The sequence below is a fragment of the Allobosea sp. CS1GBMeth4 genome, from assembly GCF_900185715.1.
In the GTDB taxonomy this organism is placed as follows: Bacteria; Pseudomonadota; Alphaproteobacteria; order Rhizobiales; family Beijerinckiaceae; genus Allobosea.
In genome coordinates, this window is sequence record NZ_FYAS01000007.1 from 1 (window position 1) to 14,583 (window position 14,583).

At 65.8% G+C, this 14,583-nt stretch carries 14 protein-coding genes; 9 read left to right on the forward strand and 5 right to left on the reverse strand.

Features of this window, described 5'->3' with window-relative positions; translation table 11 throughout:
- Positions 1 to 152 precede the first annotated feature (152 nt).
- A complete protein-coding gene (gene bcsA / locus CS1GBM4_RS03330) occupies positions 153 to 2,336 on the reverse strand; it encodes a UDP-forming cellulose synthase catalytic subunit (protein WP_186417275.1) in 2,184 nt (727 codons plus the stop codon).
- A gap of 24 nt (positions 2,337 to 2,360) precedes the next feature.
- Positions 2,361 to 3,416 carry a cellulose biosynthesis protein BcsN gene (gene bcsN / locus CS1GBM4_RS03335; protein WP_186417276.1) on the reverse strand — a complete coding sequence of 352 codons (1,056 nt, stop codon included), beginning with the start codon at positions 3,414 to 3,416 and terminating at the stop codon, positions 2,361 to 2,363.
- Positions 3,417 to 3,702: 286 nt separating this feature from the next.
- Between bcsN and CS1GBM4_RS03340 the strand changes: the two genes are divergently transcribed.
- Entirely contained in the window at positions 3,703 to 3,879 is a 177-nt protein-coding gene (locus tag CS1GBM4_RS03340; protein ID WP_186417277.1) for a hypothetical protein, read from the forward strand.
- 766 nt (positions 3,880 to 4,645) lie between these two features.
- On the opposite strand, the gene CS1GBM4_RS03345 is transcribed toward CS1GBM4_RS03340, so the two are convergent.
- Positions 4,646 to 4,870 (reverse strand): hypothetical protein, encoded by a 225-nt coding sequence (locus CS1GBM4_RS03345; RefSeq protein WP_186417278.1) that lies wholly within the window; start codon positions 4,868 to 4,870, stop codon positions 4,646 to 4,648.
- Positions 4,871 to 5,346: 476 nt separating this feature from the next.
- Between CS1GBM4_RS03345 and CS1GBM4_RS03350 the strand changes: the two genes are divergently transcribed.
- From CS1GBM4_RS03350 to CS1GBM4_RS03375, 6 genes are all read left to right on the forward strand, one after another.
- Positions 5,347 to 6,303, forward strand: a complete 957-nt coding sequence (locus CS1GBM4_RS03350) for a class I mannose-6-phosphate isomerase (protein ID WP_186417279.1) — start codon at positions 5,347 to 5,349, stop codon at positions 6,301 to 6,303.
- On the forward strand, positions 6,300 to 8,582 hold the full coding sequence (locus CS1GBM4_RS03355) for a glycosyltransferase family 4 protein (protein WP_186417280.1): 2,283 nt from the start codon (positions 6,300 to 6,302) through the stop codon (positions 8,580 to 8,582). The genes CS1GBM4_RS03350 and CS1GBM4_RS03355 overlap by 4 nt, the downstream gene beginning before the upstream one ends.
- A gap of 37 nt (positions 8,583 to 8,619) precedes the next feature.
- Entirely contained in the window at positions 8,620 to 9,990 is a 1,371-nt protein-coding gene (locus tag CS1GBM4_RS03360; RefSeq protein ID WP_186417281.1) for a glycoside hydrolase family 130 protein, read from the forward strand.
- A complete protein-coding gene (locus CS1GBM4_RS03365; protein WP_186417282.1) occupies positions 9,977 to 10,216 on the forward strand; it encodes a hypothetical protein in 240 nt (79 codons plus the stop codon). The genes CS1GBM4_RS03360 and CS1GBM4_RS03365 overlap by 14 nt, the downstream gene beginning before the upstream one ends.
- A gap of 55 nt (positions 10,217 to 10,271) precedes the next feature.
- Positions 10,272 to 10,496, forward strand: coding sequence for a hypothetical protein (locus tag CS1GBM4_RS03370; RefSeq protein WP_186417283.1), 225 nt, complete (start codon positions 10,272 to 10,274; stop codon positions 10,494 to 10,496).
- Positions 10,497 to 10,599: 103 nt separating this feature from the next.
- Positions 10,600 to 10,860 (forward strand): hypothetical protein, encoded by a 261-nt coding sequence (locus CS1GBM4_RS03375; RefSeq protein ID WP_244607024.1) that lies wholly within the window; start codon positions 10,600 to 10,602, stop codon positions 10,858 to 10,860.
- A 31-nt stretch (positions 10,861 to 10,891) separates the two neighbouring features.
- Here CS1GBM4_RS03375 and CS1GBM4_RS03380 read toward each other — a convergent pair whose 3' ends face one another.
- Positions 10,892 to 11,191, reverse strand: a complete 300-nt coding sequence (locus CS1GBM4_RS03380) for a hypothetical protein (RefSeq protein ID WP_186417285.1) — start codon at positions 11,189 to 11,191, stop codon at positions 10,892 to 10,894.
- 95 nt (positions 11,192 to 11,286) lie between these two features.
- Here CS1GBM4_RS03380 and CS1GBM4_RS03385 point away from each other — a divergent pair, with 95 nt between their 5' ends.
- On the forward strand, positions 11,287 to 12,894 hold the full coding sequence (locus CS1GBM4_RS03385) for an alpha-amylase family glycosyl hydrolase (RefSeq protein WP_186417286.1): 1,608 nt from the start codon (positions 11,287 to 11,289) through the stop codon (positions 12,892 to 12,894).
- 18 nt (positions 12,895 to 12,912) lie between these two features.
- A complete protein-coding gene (locus CS1GBM4_RS03390; protein ID WP_186417287.1) occupies positions 12,913 to 13,920 on the forward strand; it encodes a glycosyltransferase family 4 protein in 1,008 nt (335 codons plus the stop codon).
- 481 nt (positions 13,921 to 14,401) lie between these two features.
- Here the strand turns inward: CS1GBM4_RS03390 and CS1GBM4_RS03395 are convergent, their stop codons facing one another.
- Positions 14,402 to 14,545, reverse strand: coding sequence for a hypothetical protein (locus CS1GBM4_RS03395; RefSeq protein ID WP_186417288.1), 144 nt, complete (start codon positions 14,543 to 14,545; stop codon positions 14,402 to 14,404).
- Positions 14,546 to 14,583: the final 38 nt, after the last annotated feature.

Consider the following 14,583-nt stretch of genomic DNA (forward strand, 5'->3'; position numbering starts at 1 on the left):
GGGGGCCGGCGGCTGCCGGGCCGGCGGCGCGATCATGAACGGGGCCGGTTCGCGCGACGGCGTCGGCTGCGCCTCCTGCACCCGGAGGTCGGAGGCCGGCCACACGCTCGTGACGATCGCCGCCGCGGCAAGGGCGAGCAGGAAGCGCGTCTTCATTCCGCCGCTCTCCGCGCAGGACTGGACCGGGCGAAGCGAGAGAGGCCGAAGAAATAGGACAGGCCGCGGCTGGTCTGGAACACCGCCAGGCGCAGGAAGCGCAAGGTGCCGTAGACGACACCGATGTTTTGGCGCCGCACCGTCTGGAAGGCGCTCCAGATGCCGGCGTCGGAGAAGGCGAGGTCGGCGATGATGCGGCTGTGCAGCGGCTCGCTCGGTTCGTAACGGCAGCCCAGGATCAGGCCCTTCTGGTCCGAGGCAATGCGAGCGACTCGCACCGGGAGCGCCCCCTGCGGCATCGAGATCGACGTCTCGAAGGCGATGCTGCCGGTGCTGTTCACCGGCAGCTTGTCGAAGCCTTTGGACAGGATCCGGACGGCGGCGCCGTCCACGGAGACGTTCTCGGTGACGATCGGGGCCTTGCGGCCGTCGATGCAGATCTCGCCGCGGCGCTTCACCGGGAAGCGCCGGGCGCCGCGGCCTTCCGGCCGTTCCGACACGACGCCGAGGGCGCAGCCAGCCATCAGCAGGTTGAGGATGTTCCACAGCCCGACCACGAGCGTGGTGTCGGCGCTGTAGGGCTGGGTGATGGTGCGCCAATAGGTGGCGGCGACGCCGGCCGCCAACACGGCGAAGATGATGAAGAAGGGCAGGCCGAGCTCGGAGACGCGCCTGGTCTCCAGCTCCTCGGTCTTGGCGGTGACTTTGAAGGTCGGCTTGCCGGGATTGACGAGCACAGACATCACGGCCGGCAGCAGGTAGACTGACTGGATGAACTCGTAGAGCTCGGAGATCCACGGCCAGCGATAGCGGCCATAGAGATAGTTCTGCATCATCAGGTTCACCGCCATGTAGCTGAACACATAGGCGATGAACTCGGCGCCCGAGGCGGTGAAGATCTCCAGGCCGAAGAAGAGGTAACAGAGCGGCGCGACCAGGAAGGTCAGGCGCACGAAGGGGAACAGCCAGAACAGGGCCGAGGACGAGTAGCACAGGCGCTGCGGCAGCGAGAGGCCGCCTTTCAGCATCGGGCGATGGTAGACGAGGATCTGCATCATGCCCTGCGCCCAGCGCGAGCGCTGGCCGATGAAGCTTGCGAAGGTCGCCGGCTGCAGTCCCGCGATCAGCGGCTTGTCGACATAGATGCTGTTCCAGCCCGCGGCGTGCAGGGTGATCGCGGTCTCCGCATCCTCCGTGATGCTCCGGCCGGAGAAGCCGCTGGTGGTCTGCAAGGCCGCGCGGCGCAGCACCGCGGCCGAGCCGCAGAAGAACGAGGCGTTCCACTTGTCGAGGCCGCGTTGAATGATGCCGTAGAACATCTCGTTCTCGGACGGCATCGTCTTGAAGGTCTTGAGATTGCGCTCCAGCGGATCCGGGTTGATGAAGAAGTGCGGTGTCTGGACCAGGAACAGCTTGGGATCCTGCGCGAAATGGCCGACGGTCTCGGTGAGGAAGCTGCGCGCCGGCGCATGATCCGCATCGAAGACGACGACGAGCTCGCCCGTGGAGTGGGCGAGGCCGTTGTTGAGGTTGCCCGCCTTGGCGCTGAGATTGCGCTCGCGCGTGAGATAGGTGACGCCGAGTCCGTCGCAGAGCGCCTGCAGCTGCCCCCGCCGCTCCCGCGCCGCGCTGGCTGCGACGAAGTTGTCGGCATTGCACTTCTCGTCGGTGCCGCCATCGTCGAGCAGGTAGACGGTGAGCCGACCGGCGGGATAGTCCATGGCCAGCGCGGCCGACAGCGTCGTCGCCAGCAACTCGGGCTCCTCGTTGTAGGAGGGGACGAAGACATCGACCGTCGGAGCGTCAGCGGGGATCGGCGGGGCGCGCTCGCGCCGCGGCAGCGGCATCGCCACCACGAACAGGCTGAGGAACAGCATGCCGATATTGTAGATTTCGGCGAGATACAGGATCAGCCCGGGAATGAAGTCCTCGAGCTGGTTGACGGACGGCAGCGTGCTCGTCGTGCGCCAATAGACATAGCGCAGCACCATCGCGGTGCCGAGGCCGAGCGCGATCAGGCGCCAGACGCCGTAGGGGCGCAGGAACTTGAGCAGGACCATCGCCCCGACCACAATCGTTCCGGCGATCAGATGCGCCTGCAAGCTGATCGGCAGCGTGATCAGCGCGACGACCACGGCCGTGGCGATGGCCCAGAAGATGACGTAGCTCGCGGTTCGCATCGGCTTTCGGGGCGCTCGGCCTCCTCAGGGCGTGGGCGGCGGTGGAACGGTGGGGTATCCCTCCAGCGGCCTGTCCGGGACCGGCCGCGCGGCGGGGGGATCGATGGTTTCGGCCTGCGGAACCCGCGCCGGTCGCGGCCGTGCGGCGCGTCGGGGGACTGCGGTTTCGGGAGCCGAAGCCTGCGGCAGCGGGTAGATCGGTGCGCCCGCCTTTCCGAGGCCCGGGTCAGGCGCCGGCGCGTCGCCGACGGGATCCCATCCGCTGCGTCGCAGCGAGGCGTTGAGCGAATATTCGTAGGCAAGGCGCAGCAGCGAGGCTTCGCTCGCCATCGGATCGCAAATGCGCATGCGGACCGAGACCGCGCCGGATTTCGGCCGGAAGAGGCTGTCGCCGGCGGCAATGCGCTGCCAGGCATAGAGGCAGGCTTCGCCCCCGGCGCCGCGGCCGAAGGCATAGCCGAACGGCCCGTATTTGTTCTGGACAAAGACTGCCGACAGCGCCATGGCGACGCCGGGCAGCCGCCCTTCCATGTCCTGCGCGACGGCGAAGTCGTCGATCCCCGGCAGCTTGAGCAGGTTGCCCTCGACCCCGGCGCTGTCCGGCAGGTCCTCCGCGGTGAAGAAGGCGACCTGGATCGCGTTCTCGCCGGGGGTGCGGCCGCGCGTCGACAGCGCGATCGTCTGCGCAACGGCGTTGTCGTAATTGCGCTGGGTGACGCCGATCACTGCCGGGCTGCCGGGCGGCAGGACGACGAGTGCCCGGCTCGGATCGACGGCGATGGCGCGGCTGGAGAAGCTGAGCTCGCTTTCCGACAGGCGCTGCTCGCCGCAGCCGGCCAGGAAGAGGGCTGAGGCCGCGACCCATAGCAGAATCGTCCTTCGCGCGGACAAAACCACAAGACCCTCGCGGGCCGCGATTGTCATTCGGCGATGAATCGTCATTGTCGCCGGAGGCGGTTGCTGTGCGCCGTCATGCATTGACCATCGATTAACATTGGTTAACGAGTCGTTAACCCCTGTGCAGGCTGGGCAACGGCGCAGGGGAGCGAGGATCCGGTCCGCAATACAGATGATTCGCACCGGCCTTCCAACTGACCGTGTCGAGCAAGGGCGATACGGTGTGGACCGGCCGAGCAACACGCGGGGGATAATTCTGGTCGTGAGCCGGAAGGGCTGTTCCGTCGGTGGAAAACGATCCGGCCCCGGTTGAAGCCGTTCCGGGCGCAGGGACGGCGCGGGCGGTCCTGGGATCGGCGCCAAGCCGGGTTGGCACCGTCCAGGTTCTCGCCGAGAACCGCAGCTGCTCGGCGGCGACGGGCTACACCATCCCGACTGCGAGCGGCGGGTCAGTGGCCAATCCTCGACGGTGACCTCGAACCTTGTCCTCCTGACGGCGTCGCTGGCTTACGACAGCCAGAATGCCACGCTGATCATCTGCAACGACACCTCGTTCGGATCGGCCGGCGGTACGTCGGATGACGTACTCCGCGTCGTCGGCGAGCGCAGCCACATCCTCAAAGGCAGGCTCGAGCTGCGATTCTGATCCGGCTTCTGCGAGGTCGTTTGAAGCAGGCAGAGCCTCCCGGCCGCGTTGCGCCAATTGCAGACATTGGCTCATTGCCCCGAGGCAGACCTTCGCAATCAGGTTGCTAGCTGAACAGACAATCGTGCTGATGCGAAAGGTAGTCGATGTTTGCTGCTAGTGGCGGCTCACATCGGAGCTATCGACTTCCCTGGCTCCACCGAGTGAACGCGCATGTGACGACGTTTCCGCCTTCGCCTCAGCCACAGACCGAATACGAATGGTAGCAAGGCGCTGACGGCAAGCGGCGCTGCATACGCAAGAAGGTCGATGCTGTAGAATTTTCCGAGCCCCCACAGGGCCACTGCAAAAAGGCAGACGCTGATCAGGCCATAAGTCAGCGCCGAACCGACGGGTGCGGGAGCATAGTAGGTGGAGGCCGCTTCGGCCTCTACGCTTTGGCGATCAACGCGGGTCAATACGATACAATCGCGAAAGCCAGCGCCATGGCCGCAGTCAGCCCGCCATAGGCCAGCCAGATCGGATATCTGCTCAAAAGCCAAATCCTGTATGAGTTCCAGTGCGGCATGACGCTGGTCATTGCGGGCTCCGAAATTCTGCTGTGGGGAATAGGCACGGCCCTCGCATTACCGATGCCATCTGGAGCCTGCGCTTCTGACAGCATGTCTACCAGGCTCGCCAGAGGGCGCCGCCTCGTCCCGTTTGCCGAACCGCTCCATGGCTCGATCATCGGCCGGGCTAAGAATCCAGCCCTCGAAAATCCGACTCAGGCGCGTTCAATCACACGTCCGGCAAATGTCAGATGGTCCGCGCCGATCGACGTGATCCTGATATGGCACCGTGCGCCGTCATCAGTCTCGAGCATCAGGTCGCCTTGAAGGTCGGCAAGGGCCAACATGCTCGGGTCGCAGATGAGCTTGCCCGATCTCTCTTTCGACATGTCGCAGATCATCTCGGCCCGTTGTCCTGTCTTCGTGATCAAACGAGCCATGGTTCGAATCCTTCTGCATCAGGGGTGAAACACCGCGCATGCCCGGCGTGACGGGTCGCCAACTCGGTCGCATCCGTGTGCCGCTCGCGGGGCAAGCCTCCATGATATGGGGATTCACCTTCTTAATCGCCAGATTAATGAAAATAATAAATGGTAAAAATTCCAAAATTTTGTAAATTACCCACGCGCACCCAAGGTTTTATCTGAACCCATAATTGGAAAAATATCCGATGAAAATTGTATATGTCTGCGCTTTTGTAAGATAAATATCTTTATTAGCTTGTTTTAATTGAAGTTCATCCCATATCTGGGCGTAATCAGTCGGTCTTGAAATTGCCGACCGCAAGCGGCCGGGCTCTCCCTGGCACGCCCTCCTCCGCGGTTCTCTCGCCGACATCCATGCCTTGCCGGCCCCGCCGCAGCGTCGTTCGACAATCCCGTCGAACCATTGAAGCCCGGCGATTTTGGAGTTCGCCATGCCCCTCGAATTGGCTCGCTTGCAGGCCGTGCCGAAACCTTGGGGGGCATACGATCTCCTGCCGTGGAGCGGTATCGATCATCCCGACGTCGCCATCGGCGAAATCTGGCTGCAACGCCAGGATTCGGCTCTTGAACCCGCTTTGCTCCTCAAGCTGCTGTTCACCTGCGAGGCGCTGTCGATCCAGGTGCATCCGGATGACGACGCAGCCCATGCGATGGGGCTTGCGCGCGGCAAGACTGAAGCCTGGTACGTGCTTGCTGCCGAGCCCGGCGCCGTGGTGGCGCTCGGCCTGCAGTCGTCGCTCTCGCAGGCGCAATTGCGCGGCTCGATCGAGGACGGCTCGATCGCCGAACGCATGCTCTGGCGAACGGCCGCGGCGGGAGATGTGATCTTCGTGCCGGCGGGGACGATCCACGCGATCGGTCCAGGCCTCGTCCTTGCGGAGATCCAGCAGCGCAGCGATACGACGTTCCGCCTGTTCGATCATGGGCGCCAGCGCGAGCTCCATATCGAGCACGGTGTTGCCAGCGCCCGTGCCGGGCCGGCCGCAAAGCAGGTGCCGGCGCGACGCCTAAGCGATGCCAGGACGCTGCTCCTCGCGACCGCATTCTTCACACTTGAGCGCTTCGAGCTTGCGCCGGAATCCCTATGGGAACTGCGCGCGCAGGCCGAGACCTGGCTGCTGGTGATCGCCGGAGAGGGCCGGGTCGGGCCGTGGCGGGCGCAAATGGGCGAAGGCTGCTTCGTGCAGGCGCAGACCACGCATCTCGCCGCCGGGCGAACCGGCCTGACCTGCCTGGTCGCCTATGACGCCGCCTTACCCGACCATGATCTTCTGCGGCCGATCGCAGTCCGAAATGCGACCACCCCGGCCCCCAGCACGATCAACCACCCTCTGCTGCTCGCCGCGCGGGCGAATGTGCAGATTCCAGCCACAGAGGCACGAGCATGACTGCACTTCACCGGATTGCCTTCATCGGCAACTCGCTGCCGCGTCGCTGCGGCATCGCGACCTTCACCACGGATCTGCAGCAGGCGGTCGAGGCGTCGGCCTCTGGTCTGGCGACCTCGATCGTGGCGATGAACGATAGCGATGGCTACGACTATCCGGGCTCTGTCGGGTTCCAGATCCGCGATGACCGAGTAGAGGACTATGCACGCGCCGCCGACTTCCTGAACCAGGGCCGGTTCGACGTTGTCTCGCTGCAACACGAATTCGGCATCTTCGGCGGCGAAGCGGGCGCGCATATCGCCGGATTGTTGCCACGGCTGACCATGCCGGTCGTCACCACGCTTCACACCGTCCTGTCGAAACCGAGTCCGGCGCAGCGCGGCGTCATGGAGCGCATCGTCGACGCCTCGTCCCGCGTCGTCGTCATGGCGGAGAAGGGGCGCGACATGCTCCGCACCATCTATCGGCTACCCGCCGACAAGATCGAGGTGATCGCGCACGGCATCCCCGATTTCGCTTTCGTCGAGCCCGACGAGGCCAAGGCCAGGCTCGGCTTCGCCGGCCGCTCGGTGATCCTGACTTTCGGCTTGCTCTCGCCCAACAAGGGCATCGAGGTGATGATCGATGCGATGCCGTCGATCCTGAGACGCAGGCCCGATGCCATCTATGTCGTCCTGGGAGCCACCCACCCCCATCTCGTCCGCGAGCAGGGCGAAGCCTATCGCATCGGCCTGCAGAAGCGCGTCCATGAACTCGGCATCGAGGATCATGTCGTCTTCCTCGATCAGTTCGTCGATCGCGAGACGCTGCTCGGCTTCATCGCGATGTGCGACGTCTACGTCACGCCTTACCTCAATGAGGCGCAGATGACCTCGGGCACGCTGGCCTACAGCTTCGGACTCGGCAAAGCGGTCGTCTCGACGCCCTACTGGCATGCCCAGGAACTGCTCGCCGATGGCCGCGGCGTGCTGGTGCCGTTCAGCGATGTCGTCGCAACCGGCAACGAGATCGCGGGATTGCTGACCGATGCGGCCAGGCGACAGGCCATGCGCCGGCGCGCCTATGCCAGCAGCCGCTCCATGACCTGGGAGCAGACCGCAAAGCGCTATCTCGCCACATTCGAGGCGGCGCGGCGTAGCCGTTTGCTGAACGTGATTGCCGGGACGGCACAGGCAAGACCATCCCTTCAGCTTTCCGCGCCGCCGGAGCTGCGGACGGATCACCTCCACTGCCTGTGCGACGACACTGGATTGTTCCAGCACGCCGTCCATTCCGTGCCGGATCGTGCGCATGGCTACTGCGTCGACGACAACGCTCGGGCGCTGCTGCTGTCCTGCCTTCTCGGCAGCGCCGGCGAGCAGCACCTGCCCGAGCCTCTGACGGCGCGGTTCGCCTCCTTCCTCCAGCATGCCTGGAATCCGCAGGCGCAGCGCTTCCGCAACTTCATGGGCTTCGATCGACGCTGGCTCGAGGAGGTCGGCTCGGAGGACAGCCATGGCAGGACGCTCTGGGCTCTCGGCGAATGCGCCCGCAGCGGCACCAGCCCATCACAGCGGCGCTGGGCGGCCGCGCTGTTCGCCGAAGCGCTGCCCGCGGTCGAGAGCTTCAGCTCGCCCCGTGCCTGGGGTTTTGCCCTGGTCGGCCTCGACGCCTATTGCGCCGTGATCGCGGCGCCATCCTCCACCATCCAGCTGCGCTCCCTGCTGGCAGACCGTCTGCTCGCTTTGCTGTCTACGGTCGAGACGCCGGACTGGGTCTGGTTCGAGGAAGGCCTCTCCTACGACAATGCCCGATTGCCGCAGGCTCTGATCGCGACCGGGCTTTCGATGCAGATTCCCGCCTATGTCGAGGCCGGCCTGCGTTCGCTGCGCTGGCTGGTCGGGGTGCAGAGCACGCCTGCCGGCCTGTTCCGGCCGGTGGGCTCGGAGAGCTTCGGCGACAGGCTCAGCCCGCCGAAGGCGTTCGACCAGCAACCTCTGGAGGCCACGGCGACGATCTCGGCCTGCCTGGCCGCCTGGCGCGCCGATGGCGACGCGCAATGGCGGGCGGAAGCGATGCGCGCCTTCGCCTGGTTCATGGGCGAGAACGATCTGTCGACACCGCTGGTCGACCTCGAAACCGGCGCCTGCCGCGATGGTCTTCACCGTGATCGGCCCAATGAGAACCGCGGTGGCGAATCCGTGGTATCCTACCTTCTCAGCCTGGCCGAGATTCGCCAGCTCTCCCGCATGAGCGGGGACCGCCCGAAACTGGCGCCGCTTCGGGTTTTGCACGCCTGAGCCTCCGGCGATCCGCACAAACCGAACTGGGGCCGCCTTGCCGCAAGCCACCTTCCTGAACCGGCAGGCTCTGCACCTGCATCCCGATCCCGCTCGGGTCGTGGTGCGCCGTTTTGGGCCCGCGCCCGATCCGCGCGACATGAACCCGACCGACAAGCTGCGCGCGAACCACATCGTCGCGCGCGTGATGGGGCTGAGCCGAGATGCGGCGGCAAGCCAGCTCGCCGAGGTGCTGGAGAACTTCAACGGCCGGCACCGGAACCTGCTGGAGCGCTTCGAGGCGCGCGCCGAGGAAATGGAGGAGGTGTTCACGACGCACCGCGAATTCAGCAACACGCAGCGCCAGCTCGTCGGATCCTATTTCCTGCACGAGTATTCGTTCGAGGCGGCGGCGCTGTTCAATCCGAGCATCGTCTCGCACCCCGACCAGTCGGGCGCGCCGCCGGGCGGGCGGCGCTTCGTCCTCAGCCTGCGCGCGGTCGGCGAGGGGCATATCTCGTCCCTGACCTTCCGCTCCGGGACGATCGCCGCCGACGGCAGCCTGAGCGTCGATCCGACCTCGCGCCTCGCCACGATCGCGACCTTCCGCAATCGCATGGCGCGCCTCGATGGCGACGACGTCGAGGTGGCGTTCTCCCCGGACGGTGACATCAGCGAGCGGGTGATCTTTCCGATCACGGCCTCGCATTCGAACGGGATCGAGGATGCGCGTTTCGTCGAGTTCGACGAGGACGGGCGAAGCGTGTTCCGCGCGACCTACACGGCCTATAACGGCAGGGGGATACGCTCCGAGCTGATCGAGACCACCGACTTCCTGTCGTTCCGGATGTCGCCGCTACGAGGCAGCGCTGCCGTGAACAAGGGTATGGCGCTGTTCCCGCGCAAGATCGACGGGCGCTACGCCATGATCGCACGGCAGGACAACGAGAATCTCTATCTCGTCTATTCCGACGATCTGATGAACTGGGATGGCGGCGTCGCGATCCTGAAGCCGCAATATCCTTGGGAGTTCATCCAGATCGGGACCTGCGGCTCGCCGATCGAGCTCGACGAGGGCTGGCTCTTGTTCACCCATGGCGTCGGGCCGGTGCGGCGCTATGCGATCGGCGCCGTCCTGCTCCACAAACGGGATCCGTCGAAGGTGCTGGCGCGCTCACGCGAGCCCCTGGTCCGGCCGGAGCCGTCCGAGCGCGAAGGCTATGTTCCCAACGTCGTCTACACCTGCGGTGCGATGCGCCATGGGAACCAGATCGTCCTGCCCTATGCGGTCTCCGACACCTACTGCAATTTCGCGACGATCAGGATCGAGGCGCTGCTGCAGGCCCTGAGCCCGGTCACCGCCGACGAAACGCTTGATCTGCGGCAGGGCGCCTTCCCTGAGAAGGAGCACGAACATGAGCCAAGATAAGCCCACGACCCACCGCTCGATCGCGCCGGGAGACGTGGTCCGGCTGTCCTTCGGCTTCGCCGATCAGTCCGGTGCCGGAGACTACGAGATCGTGCGGATCATGCCGACGCGGGCGAGCGGCGAGCGCGAATACCGCGTTCGCGGCGCCGACGGCCATGAGCGGGCGATCGGCCATGACCAGATTGTTTCGGACGGCCCCCGATCGGCGCGTACCCGCATCGGGTGAGGCTCGCTGTGTGGCCGGCATCCCGCTCCAAACCCATCCACTTCGGAGGAAACACTTGGCTGAGAACTCGAAATCCCGCGTGACCGCAGATGCCGCGTTCCTGAGAACGCAAACTCGATCAATGTCGCGCAATCGCCTGCTGTCCGAAACGGCGGCCATCAATCAGGCGCGCGACGCCAACACGGCGCGTCTGAGGGCCTTGCGGCTGCAGAAGGAGGCGGCTGACCGCGACGCTGCGGCATTGGCGCCACTGGTGCCCAAGCGCAAACGGCCTGTCTGACGGGCGCCACTGCTCGGGGCTCGACCACCCGGACCTCTGCCCCGGCTGGCTGAAGCCCGCCCCTTGAGCCCGCCAGATGCGGGCCCTGACGAACGGAGATCGCTTGGACATCGACGTGACGCGAAAGCCCGATGGAACGGCCTGGCTGCTGACCGACCTGCTTGGCCGGACGATGGGATATATCGAGGACCGGGCGGAGGGCGAATTCATGATCTACCCTGCCGGCCAGGCGATCGAGACGATGCAGGCCATGCGGCGAGGCCCATTTGGGTCGCTCGATGCCGCGCTGGCCGAGATCGAGCGCTTTACCCGGGGAACCTGCCGACGGGTTTCGGAAGAATCGCGTCCCGGCGTCGATGATTGAGCACATCCGCCCGGCAACGCGCAGAGGCGGGCTAGGGCGGGCCGGGCCTGGATCGCTTCGCGAGCCTTTTGATCGGGGTCTCGTCTGGCAGCTCGATCAGCTTCGCCTTGCGCGACGCCTTCGCCTGGTCGGAGATTGGGAGCTGGGAAAGCGCCGCATCGATATGCCGGCCTGCCAGCGAGCGCGCGGCCCGCTGCTGCCGCTTGCGAACGACGTTGCGCGGAGCATCCGCCGGCAGCGACAGCTCCATGTCGTGGTCGGTGATCGGCGGGTTGCCTGTCTGCGGGTCAGGATCGTGACGGATCGACGGGACCTTGCGGGGATTGGCCATGACGACCGAACCGTCGCCGCAAGGCCTTTGTTCCGGTTTGCGTCGAACCTGCTCGGATACGAGGCCGTTGTGTCCCGGCCGAGCGCGGTGACGCAATGATGCCCGCGTCATGGTGGCAGAGCGGCGTGATCTACCAAATTTACCTGCGCTCGTTCCAGGACAGCAACGGCGATGGGATCGGCGACCTCCGGGGCATCACGAAGCGGCTGAGCTATCTCGCCGAACTCGGCGTCGATGCGATCTGGATGTCGCCGATCTATCCGTCGCCGATGGCCGATTTCGGCTACGATGTTTCCGACTACTGCGACGTCGATCCGCGCTTCGGCACGCTCGCCGATGTCGACGACCTGTTGGCGCAGGCCCATGCACGCGGGCTCAAGGTCCTGCTCGATTTCGTACCGAACCATACCTCCGACCGGCATCCCTGGTTTGCCGAGAGCCGCTCCTCGCGCAGCAGTCCGAAACGGGACTGGTATCTCTGGCGCGACCCTGCCCCCGGAGGCGGGCCGCCCAACAACTGGATCAGCGATTTCGGGGGATCGGCCTGGGAATGGGACGAGGCCAGCGGCCAGTATTACTACCATGCCTTCCTGAAGCAGCAGCCGGACCTCAACTGGCGCAATCCGACTGTGCAAGGGGTGATGCACGATGTGATGCGCTTCTGGCTCAACCGCGGGGTCGACGGCTTCCGCATCGACGTGCTCTGGCACCTGATCAAGGCGGCCGATTTCCCGGACAATCCGCCGAACTCGGCCTACACGCCAGCGCTCGGCGAGATGGACCGCCTGCTCCAGCTGCGTTCGACCGACCAGCCCGAGGTCCATGGCATCGCGGCCCGCATGCGCGCTCTTGCCGAAGACTATCGGGCAGCGGGACAGGGCGAGCGCCTGCTGATCGGGGAGATCTATCTGCCGGTCGAGCGGCTGATGCGCTATTACGGCGAGGATCGGCCCGGCGTGCATCTGCCCGGCAATTTCCAGCTCATCGAGACGCCCTGGCAGGCACGCTCGCTGGCTGTGCTCATCGCCGCCTACGAGGCGGCGCTGCCGCCGGGCGCGTGGCCGAACTGGGTCCTCGGCAATCATGACCGACCGCGCGTCGCGACCAGGCTTGGGGAAAGCCAGGCCCGGGTGGCGGCAATGCTGCTACTGACCCTGCGCGGCACGCCTACCCTCTATTATGGCGACGAACTCGGCCTGAGCGATGTGCCGATCCCGCCCGGTCAGGTCCAGGATCCGCGCGAGCTGCGCCAGCCCGGCAAGGGCCTCGGGCGCGATCCGGTCCGCACGCCGATGCCGTGGGACGACAGCGCGCATGCCGGCTTCAGCACCGCCGCGCCCTGGCTGCCGCTCAACGCCGATTGGCCGGCACGGAACGTGGCGCGCCAATCGGCCGAGCCCGGCTCGATGCTGGCACTGCATCGCCGGCTGCTCGCGGCCCGGCGCACCCATCCCGCACTGGCGATCGGCGATTTCGCGCTACTGGATGCCGAGGACGACATGCTCGCCTATGAGCGCCGACACGGTGCGGAGCGCCTGATCGTGGCGCTCAATCTTGGGGCGCGACCGCAACGCCTGGCTTTGCCGGACTGGGCGCATGGTTGCCGCCCCCTTCTATCGACGCTCGCCGATTCGGTGCCGGCGCAGGACGGCACTTTGCTCCTGCGGCCGAATGAAGGCGTGGTCCTGACGACCGCCGACTGACCAAAGAGAGGCGAACGGATGCGCATCGCCATGCTGGCGCCGATCTCCTGGCGCACGCCGCCACGCCATTATGGCCCCTGGGAGCTGGTGACGAGCCTGCTGACCGAGGCGCTGGTGGCACGCGGCATCGACGTCACCCTGTTCGCCACCCGGGACAGTTGGACCGCGGGGACCTTGGCCGGCGTCTGCCCGGCGCCATACTCCGAGGCCCCGACGATCGACGCCAAGGTCTGGGAGCTGCTGCATGTCGCCCATGTCTTCGAGCGCGCCGGCGAGTTCGACCTGATCCACAACCAGGCCGATTTCGTGCCCCTCGCCTTCTCGCGCCTGGTCGACACGCCCGTGGTGACGACGATCCACGGCTTCTCCTCTGAACGCATCCTGCCGGCCTTCAAGGCCTATGAGGACCGGGTCCACTATGTCGCGATCAGCGCCGCCGATCGGCATTCGGATCTGCGCTACGCCGCGACGATCCATCACGGCATCCTGATCGAGGATTTCCCGTTCGATCCGGTCGGGAGCGAGGACCTGCTCTTCTTCGGACGCATCCACCCCGACAAGGGCGCGGCCGAGGCGATCGCCGCCGCGCGCGCAGCCGGCCGGCGCCTGGTCATGGCCGGCATCGTCCAGGACCGCGGCTACCACGAAGCGCAGGTCACGCCCGCGCTCGAAAGCGAGAGCGTGGTCTATCTCGGGCCGGTCGGCGGCAGCGCCCGCACGCATACGCTCGGCTCGGCCAAGGCGTTGCTGCACCTGATCAACTTCGAGGAGCCGTTCGGATTGTCGGTCATCGAGGCGCTTGCCTGCGGCACGCCCGTCATCGCCTCCCGACGGGGCTCGATGCCGGAACTGATCGACCACGGCGTCACTGGATTCCTGGTGGATAGCATTGAGGAGGCCGTGGCGGCGATCGCGCGTCTTCCCGAGATCGACCGCGCCGCCTGCCGAGCGGCGGTCGCGTCGCGCTTTACCGTCGACCACATGGCCGATCGCTATCTCGAACTGTATCGGTCCATCCTCGGATGACCCACACATGCGCCCGCCGGACGCAGGAGCGCGGACCCAATGGATAGCCGCGAAGAAACAACGTGCACTTTCTTCGGCCCTGGCCTAGGCTGTAATTCTGCTTCGACATGACTTGCCCGGGTTCGTCCCAGGTAGCCGCGGCAGCTGCTAGCCGGCCGCGCCAATCGAGCATCTGCTCACCTCCCCGCATCAGATCTGCGCCTGCATTCAGGCGTGCGCGTTCCGATAGGGACCGCCTGCGAGGCCCTGGCTCGGACCGGTACGACCTGAGAGATCGCGACCCGCGATCTCCGAACAAGGACAAGAACGGCATGTCAAAAGGCGAACGACGCGGGAACCGCGAGGCCAAGAAGCCGAAACAGGACAAGCCGAAGCTCGTGGCTCCCGCCCCCAACAGCCTTGCCGCTGCGGTCGTGAAGGCTGCAGCGCCGAAGAGGAAATAGCGTTCTGAGCTCTTGGGGACAGCCCCTGGGGACCGAGTTCATGCAGCGAGCGAGCCAACCGACAGGACAGTGATGATCCGTTTCAGGGCGATCGAGCCGAAACCGGCTGCGAACACCAACAAGCCGGCAAACGCCCCGATGGCGCCGTCGGCCAAACCCGCGCCGACTGCCGGAAAGGTCACGCCGCGGGAGCCAGAAGCCCCGGGGAAGTCCGGGGGGC